The organism is Bacillus sp. M5A3_1b (assembly GCF_053345335.1).
The window spans coordinates 47,560-64,454 of sequence record NZ_JBKEZY010000011.1; the positions used below are offsets into that span (position 1 = coordinate 47,560).

The window sequence follows — 16,895 nt, forward strand, 5'->3', positions numbered from 1 at the left end:
CGGGATGAAAAAAAGAAAAAGACTATGGAATTTATGGAAAACGATTACATTGTTAGTTTGTACAGTTGTAATTTTTTCTTTACTTGTGACAGATATATTAATTAGTCATAATGTAGAACGGACGACGGAGGATAGCCAAGCAGAGAAAGCAAAAACAATTGCACACATTGTGGCGAATGATTCAATTGTAATCGATGGTTTGATTGGGAAGGCAGATACTTCTGCAATCCAAACGTATACAAATAGAATATTAAAAAACACAGGTGTTCAATTCATTGTAGTTATGGACATGAATGGAATAAGAAAATCACATCCAAATCCTCAAAAAATAGGCTATCACTTTATTGGGGGAGATGAAGGGCCTGCATTGAAAGGAAAGGAACATGTATCGCTGGCAGAAGGAACTTTAGGTATTTCAATGCGAGTGTTTGTACCTATATTTTCTGAAACAGGTGAACAACTTGGAGCGGTGGCCGTTGGTATTTCAGCAGATAATGTAAAAGAGAGAGTTAAGGAAAGTAGACATATCATTTATATTGGTGTCGGAGTAGGAGTACTAGTCGGAATTATAGGAGCAATATTGCTAGCTAGACATATAAAGAAAAGTTTATTCGGTCTTGAACCTCACAGGATAGCAAAAATTCTTGAAGAAAGAAATACGATGCTACAATCTGTAAGGGAAGGTATTATTGCTGTAGATAAAGAAGCCAATGTAACTTTAATAAATAATGAGGCAAAACGATTGTTTAAGAAAAGTGGACTTGAAGAAGATTTTATCGGTAAAGATGTTGAGTTGTATATGCCTAATTCACGTATAAAAGAAGTATTACAAACGGGAGAGGTACAATTAAACGAAGAACAAAATATTTATGGAATTACGATTGTGACGAATCGTGTCCCTTTATATGTAAAAGGAGAAATAGTTGGTGCAATTGCAACATTTCGTGATAAAACAGAGATTAGAAAATTAGCAGAAGAATTAACTGGTATTAGACTATATGCGGAAGCATTACGGGCACAATCGCATGAGTTTATGAATAAAATGCATGTCGTATTAGGGCTTACACACATGAAGCAGTATGAAGAATTACAGAAGTATATAAGCGGTATGGTATCAGAGCATCAATATGAAATTGGTGGGGTTATGAAAAGAATAAAAAGTCCAGTATTTGCTGGTTTTTTACTTGGGAAACTTAGCTATGCTAGAGAGAAAAATATAAAATTAATCATAAGTGAAGATTCTTACATGCCGGAAATGGATGATGAAAGTATTACTCATGAACTGATTACGATTGTCGGAAATTTAATTGATAATGCATTAGAGGCAGTGACGAATTGTGAAAAGAAGCAAGTTGAAGTTGAGATACAATATGGGGATACATTAACGATTACAGTACAAGATACGGGAAAAGGTATACCAGAAGAAGAAATAGGGGCATTATTTACGAAAGGTTATTCCACAAAGGGAGATAACCGTGGTTATGGTTTGTATCTTGTAAAAGAAAGTATACAGCGAATAAATGGGGAAATTCATATGCATTCATTAGTAGGAAAGGGAACAACGATAACAATTGAAATACCTAAAGGTAGGGATGAGAGGTAAATATGATTAAAGTTTTAATTGTAGAAGATGACCCGATGGTAGCAATGTTAAATACGCATTATTTAGAGCAAGTAGGAGGGTTTGAACTTGTTCAAGCAGTTAACTCCGTTAAAGAAGCGATAGAAGTATTAGAGGAATCACGAGTAGATTTAGTATTACTTGATATTTTTATGCCAGAAGAAACTGGATTTGAGCTTTTAATGTATATTCGGAACCAAGAAAAAGAAATCGATATTATGATGATTTCAGCTGTACATGATATGGGGAGTATTAAAAAAGCATTACAATATGGTGTAGTAGATTATTTAATTAAACCATTTACATTTGAACGATTTAAAAAGGCGTTAACTATATATCGAGAAAAGCTTACTTTCATGAAAGAACAACAAAAAATTAGTCAATCGGAATTAGATTCGTTAATTTTGCAAAAAGAAAAAAGAGAGCCTACTGTCACTAAAGAGCTTCCGAAAGGATTAACGAAGCAAACGATGCAATTAATTTGGCAGAAGATCGAGTCGCTGAATGGACGAGCGTTTACAACAGATGAAATGGCGCAATTAGTTGGAGTTTCAAGAGTTTCTATTCGAAAGTATGTAATGTTTTTGACTGAAATTGGAGTATTAGAAAACGAAATGGTGTATCAACATGTAGGAAGACCAGTGAGTAAATTAAGATGTATTGACAAAAATAAAATAGAGTTTTACGTATAAGCGACTTATTATAAGTCGCTTATACTTTTTTTAATTACAAAATCAATTACAAAACTTACAAAAACTATTTTTACTATTGAAAGCGTTTTAATATTGTTATTAAGAAAACAAGGAGGTGCCATATGGGAATTCAAAAGAATGTGGAAGCGGTATCATTCTCTGGAGGAAATGAAGTACAAAGAGAATCTTTCGCTTCTAAAATTATGAATGTAAAAATCGGTGTTATACCTTTACCGTTATATGTAGTATTGGCTGCTATTATTTATGGGGCATCTGTATATAATAAATTGCCAGCAGATATGATTGGTGGATTTGCAGTTATTATGATTATGGGTATTTTCTTAGGTGACATTGGAATGAGAATTCCAATTTTAAAAAATATCGGCGGTCCGGCAATACTTTCATTATTTATTCCATCATTACTTGTATTTTTTAACTGGATGAATCCAGCTTCAATGGAAGCTGCGACTATGTTAATGAAAAAATCGAACTTTTTATATTTATATATTTCTTGTTTAGTAGTCGGAAGTATTTTAGGAATGAATCGTAAAGTGTTAGTACAAGGTTTCGTTCGTATGTTTATACCTTTAGTAGTAGGGACGTTAGCTTCGGTAGCAGTAGGATTATTAGTCGGTTCACTATTTGGATTTGAAATGAAGCAAACATTCTTCTTTATCATCGTACCAATTGTGAGTGGTGGTATTGGGGAAGGGATTTTACCATTGTCGCTAGCTTATAGTGATATTTTAAATGAATCATCAGCAACGTTTGTATCACAACTTATTCCAGCGGCTATTATTGGAAATATGTTCGCAATCGTGAGTGCAGGGTATATGAAGCGTTTAGGTGAGAAGAAACCGGAGCTTAGTGGTAACGGTGTATTAGTGAAAACAGACAATCAAGCAGAGCTATTAAAAGAACAAAATACAGAGAAGCCAATTGACTTCTCATTAATGGGAGCAGGTTTATTAATTGCGTGTACGTTCTTCATCTTCGGAGGATTTGCTTCTAAGTTCATCGGTATTCCTGGGGCAATCATTATGATTTTCTCAGCAGCACTTGTGAAATACTTTAAATTAATGCCGGCAAAAATGGAGCAAGGAGCATTCCATTTATATAAATTCATTTCGAAGAATTTAACTTGGCCGTTAATGGTTGGACTAGGATTGCTATATATTCCGTTAAAAGACGTAGCAGCAGTTCTTTCAGTAGGATATGTTGTTGTGTGCGCATCAGTTGTTCTTACAATGGTAGCATCAGGTTTTCTTGTAGGGAAAGTGATGAAAATGTATCCAGTTGAATCAGCAATTGTAACGGGATGTCATAGTGGTTTAGGTGGAACTGGAGATGTTGCTATTTTATCAGCTTCAAATCGTATGGAATTAATGCCGTTTGCTCAAATTTCAACACGTTTAGGCGGGGCAGCAATGGTTGTAACAGCGACAATTTTATTGAAAATGTTTTCATGATCAAACAAGCTAGCTATATTCATATAGCTAGCTTGTCAATTTAAGGGGAGATTATAAGTATGTTAGATAATCAAATTAATGAAAGATCATTGTTACTGCATAAAGAATTAGTAGGGAAAATTGAAATTACAAGTAAAGTAGAAGTAAATTCAGCGGATGATTTAAGCCTGACATATACACCAGGTGTAGCGGAGTCTTGCAAAGCAATTGCGGCGGATGAAGAAACAGTGTATGACTATACGGCACGCGGTAATATGGTGGCAGTTATCTCAGATGGAACAGCGGTACTTGGTTTAGGGAATATTGGACCGAAAGCAGCTATGCCTGTTATGGAAGGGAAGAGTATTTTATTTAAGAAATTTGCGAATGTAGATGCTTTCCCGTTATGTTTAGGTACGACTGATGTGGATGAAATCGTTACTCTTGTGAAAAATTTAGAGCCTACGTTTGCAGGAATTAACTTAGAAGATATTGCGGCACCACGTTGTTTTGAAATTGAAAAGCGATTAAAAGCAGAAACAAATATTCCTGTATTCCATGATGATCAACATGGGACCGCTATTGTCGTCTTAGCAGCTGTTATTAATGCATTAAAAGTTGTTAGCAAACAAATGGATCATGTGAAAATTGTTATTAACGGTGCGGGTTCGGCAGGAATTGCAATTGGAAAATTATTATTAAAAGCTGGTGCAAAGCGCATTACGTTAGTTAGCTTAGAAGGTATTGTTTGTGAAGGTGAATCATGGATGAACGAAGCACAAATTGAAGTTTCCAAAAAGACAAATCGAGAATATGTGCGTGGAACGTTAAAAGAAGCGATTCATCAAGCTGATATTTTTATTGGCGTATCTGCTCCTAACGTATTAACGAAAGAACTTGTACAAACGATGAATGAGAAAGCAATTGTGTTTGCTATGGCGAATCCAATTCCAGAAATCTTCCCAGAGGATGCATTAGAGGCTGGGGCAGCTGTAGTAGGAACCGGACGCTCGGATTATGCGAATCAAGTAAATAATGTATTGGCGTTCCCAGGGATATTCCGTGGTGCGTTAGATGTGCGCGCGACTGATATTACAGAAGAGATGAAATTAGCGGCAGCATATGGGATCGCTAACATCATTACGGACGAAGAACGTAATGCGAATTATGTAATCCCGAATCCGTTAGATAAAAGAGTTGTTCCAAGTGTTGCGGAAGCTGTAGCGAAAGCGGCCATTGATTCAGGTGTGGCGCAAATTATGAAAATACCAAGTTATTAATAGCTAAAAGCAGTGCCTAAAAAGGCACTGCTTTTTTGAGATAAGAAATCAAAATAATGAAGAAGTGTAAAATTATTTATTTGTGTGTCTTCACTATTTATTTAATTCCATTGCAACTTGTTTACCATTTACTAAAACCTCAGTTACTGCTACGATTACTTCTATCATTTTTTTCATCTCTCATCTCTCCTCGTGTCATTTCTTACTTTAAGTATAAGAGAAGAGAGATACTTCAACTATCGAAGTACATGACGTAGAAATTACATTGTTGTAAGAAAGTGTTTTAGTTTTGTCACTTTACTCAGCGGTAATTAAAAACTGATCATAATATTTTTCATTCACATATATATTTAATACCCATAATCCAGATGAAGGTAGTGACATAGTGAGAGGGAGTTCGTTTGTAGTAGAATCAATTGTATTTGAAGTAGTCCAAGTTGGTTTGGAAGTTTCTTGTTGAAAGAGTACGGGTGTTGGAGTTATTGATCCTTGTTTTAGTGCAATAATAGATAGTTTTCCAGTTGGCATTTCAGGATCTAAAAAGTACCACATTATTTCATTTTTTTCATTTGCGATAATAGGACTATCAGCCATTGCGATTTTTTCTTCGATGCCTTTTAAAGGTATTTTTTCTTGTATGAAGGAGGGTGTTTCTTCCCAATTTACATCTTTTAAAACGCTAAGATGAAAGAAGGAAGGTGCATTAACTTGAGTGGATGACGTTGCGATGGCTTCTTTTTTAGGTGCTTCTGAATCAGGTTGCGCTTGTGTGCATCCAGCGATGAGAAAAGACAAAAGTAGCATAGTTCCGATTTTTTTCATGGTGTCACACTCCTAAATTTTATTATTAGTGTAATTGTATTTGCTAGAAAGCGGGACAATTCCTTTAAAGTATAAAAAGAGGTCGTAAGTTTTGTACGACCTCTTTTGACATTTTCTATATTTGTTCAGTTGAAAAGGTAGGTTCATTCTCTTTTTGTGGCATCGTTAAGAAAATAACAGAAAAAACGATACATACGCCGCCTAATAATTGATATGCTCCAAAGGATTCATTTAGCCAAGCGATTGAAACGATGGCAGCTACAAGTGGTTCAATGCTAGATAAAATGCTCGTTTCTGTTGCTGCTAAATATTTCAGACTACCGATATAAAGGAGGAAAGAAAGAGTGCCACTTATGATGATAAGAATAAGCATAGAAAAAGTTCTTGATGTAAAAGTTTGTGAAAGCTGACTCCATTCAAACGAGCGATTACAAATAACCAGGGCAATACCGCCAATTAACATTCCCCAGCCAATTACTACAGTTGTTCCGCATTCTTTAATAAGAGAGGCTGGATGAAGGGTATAAAATGCAAATCCAATTGCAGTTAATAGACCAAAAATAATGGCTTCTTTTGATAAAACAATATTTTCAATTGAACCATTTGTAATAATAAAGTATGTCCCCGTTAGTGCTGTTATAATTGCGAGCAGTTGCATAGACGCTGGGAATTTTTTTTGTCCAAATGCGACATAAATGGTAATAAGAACAGGGCCAAGAAATTGAAATAATGTCGCTGTAACGGCGTTACTAATATGAACTGTTTCAATAAAGGCGTATTGCGCACCAAGCATGCCGAGAATAGAGAAAATAATAAGTTGTATAGAATATCTAGGGTGTTTCCAAATTTGAAATATGTTTTGTTTCTTTATAAGTAAGAAAGACAAAATAAATATTCCTGCAAGCAACAAGCGAATTGTTAAAAAATCAATTGAGGATACATTAGTATGCTGAAATAGCCACTGAATCATTGGACCAGATAATCCCCATAATGTAGCCCCTATAATAATCATAATGAGTCCGATACGTCTACCATTGTTCATTATCATGTTTCTCCTCTCCGGTATTTGATTTTTTATGTGTGACATGATAAAAGGAATTATATATAAAATCTGATACTGTAAAAAGTATCAGATTTTAGTTTTATTAAGGGGTCAGATATTATGTTAGAATTAACGCCTAATTTAAATGTGAATAGTAAAAGAGCATTGTACATGCAATTGTATGAGTATATAAAAAAAGAGATTAAAGATGGAACGATTCCGGCTTTAACAAAATTACCTGCAAAAAGAAAGCTGGCGAGCTATTTAAAAGTGAGTAAGAATACAGTAGAAGCGGCTTACGAGCAATTACTTGCAGAAGGTTATATTGAGTCAGCATCGAGAAAAGGTTATTTTGTATGTAAAATTGAACGAATGATTTATGTAGAAGGAAGTGAAGCGAAAGTAGAAGAAGTACCGTTTCGGGAGGAGAACTATACATTTGATTTCACCCAAACAGGGGTTGATACGAATACGTTTCCATTCACTACGTACCGCAAGCTTATAAATGATGTATGGCAACCACATAATAATGAGTTGCTTTTTCTTGGACACCCTCAAGGGGAATTGAGCTTAAGGGAGGAAATTGCGAACTATTTGTATGAATCTAGAGGTGTACGTTGCTCAGCTAGTCAAATTGTATTAGGGGCGGGAACACAAATATTAGTGAAGTTACTTTTTCAATTGTTGAAGGGAAGTAATTATGCTGTTGAAAATCCAGGTTATCATAGGAAAATGGTCGTTTTTGAACAGGGAGAAAAGAAGGTTCAAATATTGTCTTTAGATAGGGACGGAATTTGTATGGCAGATTTAGAAAATAGTGATGCAAATGTTGTATTTGTAACTCCTTCTCATCAATTCCCATATGGAATGATTATGCCTATTACGAGAAGGACGCAGCTTTTACAATGGGCAAAGAAAGAAGAAGACAGATATATTATTGAAGATGATTACGATAGTGAATTTCGTTATTCAGGAAAGCCAATTCCGGCACTACAAGGGTTAGATACAGATGGGAAAGTTATTTATATGGGGACACTATCAAAAGCTTTGTTGCCCTCATTACGGATGAGTTATATAGTATTACCGAAGAATGTAATTGAAAAATATCAAAAGGAATATTTGTTTTATACACAAAGTGTTTCAAGAATGGACCAAGAAGTGATTAGAAAGTTTTTAAATGAAGGCTATTGGGAAAAACATATTCATAAAATGCGCGTCGTCTACCGGAAAAAGAGGGATCGACTTGTTTTTGAAATAGAGAAGTATTTCTCTAATCGTGTTGAAGTGATAGGAGAAGATTCTGGATTACACATTTTATTAAAAGTGCATAATGGAATGCGAGAAGAAGAACTAATTAAAGAAGCTGCAAAATATAGTATTAAAATATATCCTGTTTCTACGTACTATAAAGACGGTACTGCGCCTGAAAATGTAGTTTTACTTGGGTTTGCAATTTTATCAGAAGACGAAATTGCGAAAGCGGTTCAATTATTACATAAGGCATGGTATACAAGAAAGTAAAAAACATCCTCCAGGCATGAGGATGTTTTTTATTATTTATTTTCATCTAAGAATAAGACCATATGCTCTTCGTCCCAATATTGTCCGTTATATTTTAATGAACGCTCTTGTACACCGAATGTTTTAAATCCTAATGATTCATAAAGTTTTTTTGCTCCATCGTTGCCAACAACAACATCAAGCATAACTTGTTCTACTTCTAAAGATTTAGCAAGTTCAAGACATTCTTTAATAAGTGCTTTTCCTGCTCCAAGTCCGCGTGCTTTTGGAGACACATATACAGAACCGATTTTAGCTTTATGTTCTTGTTTTACATATGGTTTCGTTTCCAGTGTTGCAACCCCGATTAATTGTCCATCTTTAAATGCACCTAGCGTATAGTTTTCATCTTGTGCTAATTTTTGTGCTTTATATTCAATCGCACACTCTTTATTAATAATATCTTCATAAGAAGAGCTGAAAGCTTCAGGATTTTGCTTTAATCCTTCTACACGAAGTTCTAAGTAAATTTCAGCTTCGTCTTTTGTTAATACATGGATATCCAATTGTATCACCCTCCAAATCTTTGCAAATGTACCTTTATTTTATATTGAAATAAGAATAATTTCAAAAGCTTAGCTTATATGAGCTGATTTTATGAACAAAATAACACCAGTAGTGTTTACTACTACTGGTGTTTTCACACGCATCTTATTCAAAAGGTAGCTCGATTATAAAGTTTGTTCCTACTCCTAATTGGCTTGTTACTAGGATGGAACCGTTATGCAATTCTACAATTTCTTTTGCAACAGCTAGCCCGATGCCTTTTCCACCAGTAGCTCTCGTTCTGGATTTATCAACACGATAAAAACGATCAAAAATATGCGGGATATCTTCTTCAGGAATACCTTCGCCTTCATCGGCTACACTTATTATAAAAGAATCTGTTTCTGTGAGCACGCGTATCGTAATAGTTGTGTTTTCTGGCGAATGTTGATAAGCATTGTGTAATAAATTTAACATAACTTGTTCCATACGTCTTTCGTCTATGCAAACTTCTAAATCATCTTTGCAATATACATGGAGTTGCATTTGTTTATTTGTTAATGTTGTTTTTGTTTTTTCAACCATTCGTTCTAAAAATGGTTGAAGAATCACTTTTTGTTTTTTTATAACAAACTGGTGTTGTTCTAATTGCACTAACATAAATAAATCTTGGACGAGATCGGTTACACTATCTGTTTCATCCTCAATGATTTGTAAGTATTCTTCACGCTCTTCTTTCGTTAAAGAGTCTCTCTTTGCAACCTTCGCATAACCTTTCATATAGGTCAATGGAGTTAATAGTTCATGGGCAACACTAGCGAGAAATTCATTACGTTCTTTTTTCATATAAGTCAGTTCACTGGATAAATCTTCAATCGTTTTTGCTAAGCTTCCAAGTTCATCATTCCGTTTAATACCTAATTGAATTGGTGTATTTAATTTTGATATTTTTTCTGTCGCCCTCTTCATTTTTATAAGTGGTTCTGTAATAACGCGCGAAAAAACAAAGACAGAAATAGTAGTCAAAATAATTGTCAAAACACCAATGATAAGAAATTGTTTCATGAGTTTAAGTAACATATTCTCTAAGAAGGATGTTTTTAATAACATATATAACTTCCCTTGAAACTCTGCTGTGTTAAGTGGGCTTACCGTTGTGATGAATTTTGATTTTTTCCAGTTCTTTTCGACGATTAATCCGCCTTTTGGAATAGGTTCTGTCTTGCAAATAAGTTGTTTTTGCATTGCCTTTGTTACGGGTTCTGAAGTGGAAATAATTTTGCCATTATTGTCTGTTAGTATGATAGCTATATCAGAGTTAGCAATTAATTCTGATTCTACTAAGTGTGCAGCTGCATCCGCGATATCGAAATCTGGATACATAGGACGGTTAGGGTTTTTATTGTATTCAGCGCGTTCGGGATGTTGCTTTTCTTTAGCAATTGCATTCCACTTTGTGCGGCTTGTAATTTTTTTACTATAGCGATTACCTTTTTCTAAAAGAGCAAGTGTTTCTTCCTCAATCCGCATTGTTGAAATGCTTTTGTAAAAAGATACAAAAGCAATTGTTTCAATACATAAAGCTAATATTAAAAAGTATGTCCCAATTTTAAGTGAAAGTTTACTCATTTTCTCACCATACCTTATTTCATATAAAGGGTCAGTGGTATACTATTGTCCACTGACCGAAGTAATTATTCACTTTTCCATTTATATCCGACTTTATAAACAGTTTCTAAGTAATTTTCAACTGGAAATCCTTTTTTGCGTAATTTATCACGGATATTGCGAATATGTGAATCGATTGTTCTATATTCAATGTCTGTTTCATAACCCCAAATTTTTTCGATTAAATCATCTCGGCTATAAGCACGGTTTGTATTTTGTAAAAATAGTCCAAGTAAAGAAAATTCGATAGGAGTTAGTGGAATTTTTTCATCATATACTGTGACAGTATGTTTCGTTTTATCCCACTCAATACCATTGAAGCTAACGAAGCCATCTTTCTTTGTACGGCGTAATATAGCTTCGATTCTTGCAACTAATACATGCTCATCAAATGGTTTTGTAATATAGTCATCCGCGCCCATAGTAAGGCCTTTCACCATATCGTAATTTTGATTACGAGCTGTTAGCATAATAATTGGAACGTTGGAAATTTGACGGATTTGATAGCAAGTATCCCATCCATCCATATTCGGCATCATAACATCTAACAAAATAATATCGAAGTCTTTTTGTTCTATTAACTTTAGTGCTTCAAGGCCAGAGGTAGCTTTCATACAAAAATAGCCACGAGGACTTAAGAACAGATCTAATAATCGTAACATACGTTCTTCATCGTCTACTAATAAAATTTTTACCATAATCTTGTGCACCCCAAACTGTTCATTCTACTTGTATAGTTTACATGAAAATGATAAAAAACTCTTTTTATGTGATTGAGTGGAAGAGTGATTTCTCGCTCAGAGTAATTGACATAAAAAATGCACTAGTTTTGCACAACTATTTTTTATAATAGAAAACGTAGCGACACAAAATACCCTATGTTGCGACATAACGTCATGTCATTTTATTTATAAAATGACAATTCCATTCTATTGTGTATGTGAGATAGAGAGGGTTTTCGTATTCACCTCGCATCGGATAAGAAAAAATTCCTATCTCACACTTTTTTTAAAAGGAGATCATACACATGAATCCAAAAGAAGAAATTTCAAAAAAAGAAAAGCAAGATCGTAATACGGTTGTCATGTGCATTGCCGTATCTATGGTTATTATTATAAGTTGTGTAAATAAAATTTTGGGGATTTTATAATATAGAAAAAGCTTATTGCTTCTTAAGAAGCAATAAGCTTTTTTTCGTTATTAGGGGAATAGTTTTATATAATAAACCAAGGTAAAATTGCTAACCCAGAAGTTACAATTGCTGTAGTAAATATTAAAAGCATAGCTCGTTTGTTTTGTTTCATGTCACATTCTCCTCTATCTATCAATTGAATGCTATACGCTCATTTCATAATTGGTGCCTTACTTTATACTTTTAGTATAATGAATGGAAAGGTTTGGTACGATCGATAAAGGTGACATGAAGATTACATTGTTGTAATGAAAAAAGCACCTTCCTTAATAAGAAGATGCTTTTAAAAACTATATTGAAGTATTAATCATTTAAGAACAGAACCATATGTTCCTCGTCCCAATATTGCCCGTTATGTTTTAATGAACGCTCTTGTACGCCGTAAGTTTGGAAGCCTAATGACTCATATAATTTTTTTGCTGCATCGTTACCAACTACAACATCGAGCATAAGTTGTTCTACATGTAATTTATCGGCATTTTCGATAATTGCTTTAATTAGAGCTCTTCCTGCTCCAAGGCCACGCGCTTTTGGGGAAACAAAAACGGAACCGATTTTTGCTTTATGTTCTTGTTTAATGAAAGGCTTTGTTTCTAAAGTAGAAATGCCGATTAAATCGTTATCTTTGAAGACCCCTAGAGTATACTTATCCGGATTGCTTAATCGTTTTGCCATAGCAGCTACAGGATCCTCATGTTTAAGAACATCTTCATAAGAAGAGCTAAAAGCTTCCGGGTTCTTCGTTAAACCTTCCATACAAACTTTTAAATATATTTCTGCGTCCTCTGTCGTTAATAAGCGAATTTCCATAGTTATAACCTCCTTGGTCGATTTCAAATAAAATAAATCCATTACTTCTATAAGATTGTGTATGTGTTTTGTTAACAGTCTCTTTTAATTTGTAAAAGAATGAAAAGATATATGCTACAATGTTTTGTTTTTAATATGTAATGAAATTATATATTAACTTCATTAACTATTCAAGTATTTAATATATTACATTTTTATAACTAAAATAACTCCTCAACCGAGGAGTTATTTTAGTTATTCGATTGATAACCATCAATTCGATTTGGATGTGTGTAAATATTGCAAGATTCATTTCTAATAAATCCTACGACTGTAATGCCTAAATCATGAGCGAGTTGTAATGCTAATTTTGTTGGAGCGGATTTAGATAGAACCATTTCACATCCGATTTTTGAAACTTTGAGTAAAATTTCGGATGAAATACGTCCACTAAATGCGATGATTTTTCCTTTAACGGATATATCGTTGCGTAAACAATGGCCATATATTTTATCTAATGCATTATGTCTTCCGATATCCATTCTTGATAGGAGGATATTGTTTCGATCACATAGCGCGGTATTGTGAACACCGCCAGTTTGGCGAAAGGTAGTGGAAGATTGTTGTAAAGTATTCATTAAGTAAAAGCATTCTTCAGGAGTAATTTTTACATGTATATCATGTAAATCTTTTGCTTTTGCTGCATCGTTAACGAAAATAAAACCTTGTCTACCTTTTCCGCAGCAAGAAGTGATGTATCGTTTATTATATAAAGTTTGATAGAGTGGATTTACTTTTGATGATGTTACATGGACAATTCCGTTATCTTTTTGCACCCATAGTTCTTCAACATCTTTATAGGAAGCAATAATTCCTTCAGAAATTAAAAAACCAATTACCATATCTTCAATATAATTTGGTGTGCATACAACTGTTACATATTCTTCACCATTTAATTTAATAGTAATAGGAGATTCTGTAACAATCTCATCCAGTTGTTTTGAAAATGTACCAGATTGATAGCGTACAATTGTATAAGTCTCTTGCGTAGGCCCCATATTTAATTCCCCTTTTATATGTATTTCTCTCCCATATTTATCATAAAACAATGGGGAAATAAAAACACCTATTAGCAAGGAAATCACAGATTATTTTGGTTATTATTGTATATGTACGATATAATAGAACTGTAGAATAGTGATATTTTCAAGCTTTCGTAGTTATACCTTATAACATCTAGAATCGACTTCATAAGAAAAGTATTCGGACAGAGCGTTCAAAAATATGTACAGTAATGCGATTTTGAAAACGGATTCATAATTGTGTTGTACAGTTGGTTGTAAGGAGAGGGGAAACTATGGCAGAACAGACAGTCCATGTAACCGTGGATGGTAAAGAATTTTCCACATCGGGTGAAAAGACGATACTACAATTATTTAACGAGAGTAATTTGGAACATCCTCAAATTTGTCATGTACCAGAAGTAGATCCAATTCAAACTTGTGATACGTGTATTGTAGAAGTAAATGGGAAGTTATTACGTGCTTGTTCAACAAAATTAGAGAACGGTATGCATATTGAAAGACAGTCCCAGCGTGCAAAAGAGGCACAGACTGAGGCAATGGATCGAATATTAGAGAATCATTTATTGTATTGTACCGTTTGTGATAACAATAATGGTAACTGTAAAGTCCATAACACGGTACATATGATGGGAATTGAAGAACAGAAATATCCGTATGAGCCGAAAGTAAGTGCTTGTGAAGTGGATATGTCACATCCGTTTTATCGGTATGATCCAAATCAATGTATTGCTTGTGGACAGTGTGTAGAAGTATGTCAAAACTTACAGGTTAATGAAACTATATCGATAGACTGGAACTTAGATCGTCCACGTGTTATATGGGATCATGGTGTAAGCATAAATGACTCATCTTGTGTAAGTTGTGGGCAGTGTGTAACAGTATGTCCATGTAATGCGTTAATGGAAAAAACAATGCTAGGTGAAGCTGGGTTCATGACTGGATTAAAACCAGATGTGTTAGATCCAATGATTGATTTTGTAAAGGATGTAGAGCCTGGATATAGTAGTATTTTAGCGGTTTCAGAAGTAGAGGCTGCGATGCGTAAGACGAAAGTTAATAAAACAAAAACAGTTTGTACATTTTGTGGTGTCGGTTGTTCCTTTGAAGTATGGACAAAAGATCGCCATATATTAAAAGTGCAACCTGTTTCAGATGCACCTGTTAATGGTATTTCCACATGTGTAAAAGGTAAATTTGGATGGGACTTTGTAAATAGTGAAGATCGAATTACGAAGCCATTAATTCGCCAAGGAGATATGTTTGTTGAAGCTTCATGGGAAGAAGCATTAGAAGTTGTTGCTTCTAACATGCAGCATATTAAATCTCAATATGGCAGCGACGCATTTGGATTCATTTCTTCATCGAAAGTAACGAATGAAGAAAATTACCTTATGCAAAAACTAGCCCGACAAATATATGGAACGAATAATGTGGACAACTGTTCTCGTTATTGTCAATCTCCAGCGACAGACGGTTTATTTAAAACTGTCGGTATGGGCGGGGATGCTGGAACAGTGAAAGATATAGCTGAAGCAGGCCTTGTTATTATCGTTGGTGCGAATCCAACAGAAGGACATCCTGTACTTGCTACGAGAGTAAAACGTGCTCATAAATTACACGAGCAAAAACTGATTGTAGCAGACCTTCGTAAACATGAAATGGCAGAGCGTGCGGATCTATTTATTCATCCGCGCCAAGGAACGGATTACGTATGGCTTGCAGGTATTACGAAATATATCATTGATCAAGATTGGCACGATAAAAAGTTTTTAGCTGAAAATGTGAAGAACTTTGATGAATATAGCAAAATGTTAGAAAAGTATACGCTTGATTACACAGAAGAAATTACGGGGATTTCTAAAGCTCAGTTAAAAGAAATGGCCCGTATGGTATATGAAGCAGATGGTACTTGTATACTTTGGGGAATGGGTGTAACTCAAAATACAGGAGGAAGTACGACATCAGCAGCAATTTCAAATTTACTACTTGTTACGGGTAACTATCGTCGTCCTGGTGCAGGTGCATACCCATTAAGAGGGCATAATAACGTACAAGGTGCTTGTGATATGGCAACATTACCAAACTGGCTTCCTGGTTATCAAGCAGTATCAGATGATACGCTTCGTGCGAAATTTGAAAAAGCATACGGTACAACTATTCCGAAAGCACCAGGATTAAATAATATTGCAATGTTACTTGCAGCGGAAGAAGGAAAACTACGCGGTATGTATGTCATGGGTGAAGAAATGGCTTTAGTCGATTCAAATGCGAACCATGTGCAACATATTTTATCAAATTTAGACTTCCTCGTTGTTCAAGATATGTTCTTATCAAAAACAGCTCGTTTTGCTGATGTTATTTTACCGGCAGCACCAAGCTTAGAAAAAGAAGGAACGTTTACGAATACAGAGCGCCGTATTCAAAGATTATATGAAGTATTGAAACCGCTTGGTGATTCCAAACCAGACTGGTGGATTTTGCAAAAAGTTGCTCGTGCACTGGGCGGGGATTGGAATTACGAAAGTCCAAGTGAAATTATGGACGAAATTGCATCACTTGCACCGTTATACTCTCAAGCGACGTATGACCGTCTAGAAGGATGGAATAGTTTATGTTGGGGTAGTCATGATGGTAGCGATACACCGCTATTATATGTAGATGGATTTAACTTCCCAGATAAACTTGCTCGTTTATCATTAGATGAATGGGTACCACCGGTTGTAGCGCCAGATGAGTATGATTTACTTTTAAATAATGGTCGTATGCTAGAACATTTCCATGAAGGGAATATGACGAATAAGTCGGTTGGTATTTTATCTAAAGTATCTGAAGTATTCGTTGAAATTTCACCTGAACTCGCTATAGAGCGCAATGTAAAAGATGGTGGTCTTGTAGAATTAGCATCACCATTTGGGAAAATTAAAGTACAAGCGCTTATTACTGATCGTGTAACGGGGAAAGAGCTATATTTACCAATGCATGCAACAGTAAATGAAGAGGCAATCAATATTTTAACTGGGACGGCAACAGACCTTTATACGTGTACACCAGCATATAAACAAACGATGGTGAAAATGCGTGTGTTACGTGAAAAAGGAAATCGTCCGTTACCATCTTCAAACCCGCGAGATAAAAAGCGTAATCCGCAAAATGGTGTTGAAATCGAGCAAAAGTGGCAAAGAAAACAATACGTATCACTTGTGGACTAGG

The 16,895-nt window shown here is 34.9% G+C and carries 14 protein-coding genes; 7 read left to right on the plus strand and 7 right to left on the minus strand.

Annotated features, from left to right (window positions below; all coding sequences use genetic code 11):
- Positions 1 to 4: 4 nt before the first annotated feature.
- The 4 genes from ACLBWW_RS23940 to ACLBWW_RS23955 all read left to right on the plus strand — a co-directional run bounded on the left by ACLBWW_RS23940 (position 5) and on the right by ACLBWW_RS23955 (position 5,041).
- Positions 5 to 1,603 (plus strand): sensor histidine kinase, encoded by a 1,599-nt coding sequence (locus ACLBWW_RS23940; protein ID WP_048541627.1) that lies wholly within the window; start codon positions 5 to 7, stop codon positions 1,601 to 1,603.
- A 2-nt stretch (positions 1,604 to 1,605) separates the two neighbouring features.
- The gene (locus tag ACLBWW_RS23945) at positions 1,606 to 2,313 is read left to right on the plus strand and encodes a response regulator (RefSeq protein ID WP_048541629.1); all 708 of its coding nucleotides are present in this window, start codon (positions 1,606 to 1,608) and stop codon (positions 2,311 to 2,313) included.
- 122 nt (positions 2,314 to 2,435) lie between these two features.
- Entirely contained in the window at positions 2,436 to 3,782 is a 1,347-nt protein-coding gene (locus ACLBWW_RS23950; protein ID WP_000512729.1) for a 2-hydroxycarboxylate transporter family protein, read from the plus strand.
- A gap of 59 nt (positions 3,783 to 3,841) precedes the next feature.
- Positions 3,842 to 5,041 (plus strand): NAD(P)-dependent malic enzyme, encoded by a 1,200-nt coding sequence (locus ACLBWW_RS23955; protein ID WP_048541630.1) that lies wholly within the window; start codon positions 3,842 to 3,844, stop codon positions 5,039 to 5,041.
- 297 nt (positions 5,042 to 5,338) lie between these two features.
- On the opposite strand, the gene ACLBWW_RS23960 is transcribed toward ACLBWW_RS23955, so the two are convergent.
- Entirely contained in the window at positions 5,339 to 5,863 is a 525-nt protein-coding gene (locus ACLBWW_RS23960) for a DUF4871 domain-containing protein (RefSeq protein ID WP_048541631.1), read from the minus strand.
- A gap of 115 nt (positions 5,864 to 5,978) precedes the next feature.
- Positions 5,979 to 6,905 carry a DMT family transporter gene (locus ACLBWW_RS23965; protein ID WP_048541633.1) on the minus strand — a complete coding sequence of 309 codons (927 nt, stop codon included), beginning with the start codon at positions 6,903 to 6,905 and terminating at the stop codon, positions 5,979 to 5,981.
- Positions 6,906 to 7,025: 120 nt separating this feature from the next.
- On the opposite strand from ACLBWW_RS23965, the gene pdxR reads away from it, so the two are divergent.
- Complete coding sequence (gene pdxR / locus ACLBWW_RS23970; RefSeq protein ID WP_048541634.1) at positions 7,026 to 8,426, plus strand: MocR-like pyridoxine biosynthesis transcription factor PdxR; 1,401 nt, start codon at positions 7,026 to 7,028, stop codon at positions 8,424 to 8,426.
- Positions 8,427 to 8,458: 32 nt separating this feature from the next.
- On the opposite strand, the gene ACLBWW_RS23975 is transcribed toward pdxR, so the two are convergent.
- The 3 genes from ACLBWW_RS23975 to ACLBWW_RS23985 form a co-directional block, all read right to left on the minus strand.
- Positions 8,459 to 8,971: a GNAT family N-acetyltransferase gene (locus ACLBWW_RS23975; RefSeq protein WP_000351216.1), complete on the minus strand. Its 513-nt coding sequence runs from the start codon at positions 8,969 to 8,971 to the stop codon at positions 8,459 to 8,461.
- 145 nt (positions 8,972 to 9,116) lie between these two features.
- Complete coding sequence (locus ACLBWW_RS23980) at positions 9,117 to 10,580, minus strand: sensor histidine kinase (protein WP_048541636.1); 1,464 nt, start codon at positions 10,578 to 10,580, stop codon at positions 9,117 to 9,119.
- A 65-nt stretch (positions 10,581 to 10,645) separates the two neighbouring features.
- Positions 10,646 to 11,317, minus strand: coding sequence for a response regulator transcription factor (locus ACLBWW_RS23985; RefSeq protein WP_000238948.1), 672 nt, complete (start codon positions 11,315 to 11,317; stop codon positions 10,646 to 10,648).
- Positions 11,318 to 11,646: 329 nt separating this feature from the next.
- Here ACLBWW_RS23985 and ACLBWW_RS23990 point away from each other — a divergent pair, with 329 nt between their 5' ends.
- Positions 11,647 to 11,769, plus strand: a complete 123-nt coding sequence (locus tag ACLBWW_RS23990) for a hypothetical protein (protein ID WP_001068388.1) — start codon at positions 11,647 to 11,649, stop codon at positions 11,767 to 11,769.
- Positions 11,770 to 12,114: 345 nt separating this feature from the next.
- Here the strand turns inward: ACLBWW_RS23990 and ACLBWW_RS23995 are convergent, their stop codons facing one another.
- Complete coding sequence (locus ACLBWW_RS23995; protein WP_000405878.1) at positions 12,115 to 12,621, minus strand: GNAT family N-acetyltransferase; 507 nt, start codon at positions 12,619 to 12,621, stop codon at positions 12,115 to 12,117.
- Positions 12,622 to 12,851: 230 nt separating this feature from the next.
- Positions 12,852 to 13,658 (minus strand): formate dehydrogenase accessory sulfurtransferase FdhD, encoded by an 807-nt coding sequence (gene fdhD / locus ACLBWW_RS24000; protein ID WP_048541637.1) that lies wholly within the window; start codon positions 13,656 to 13,658, stop codon positions 12,852 to 12,854.
- A gap of 299 nt (positions 13,659 to 13,957) precedes the next feature.
- On the opposite strand from fdhD, the gene fdhF reads away from it, so the two are divergent.
- Complete coding sequence (gene fdhF / locus ACLBWW_RS24005) at positions 13,958 to 16,894, plus strand: formate dehydrogenase subunit alpha (RefSeq protein ID WP_048541639.1); 2,937 nt, start codon at positions 13,958 to 13,960, stop codon at positions 16,892 to 16,894.
- The last annotated feature ends 1 nt before the right edge of the window (position 16,895 follow it).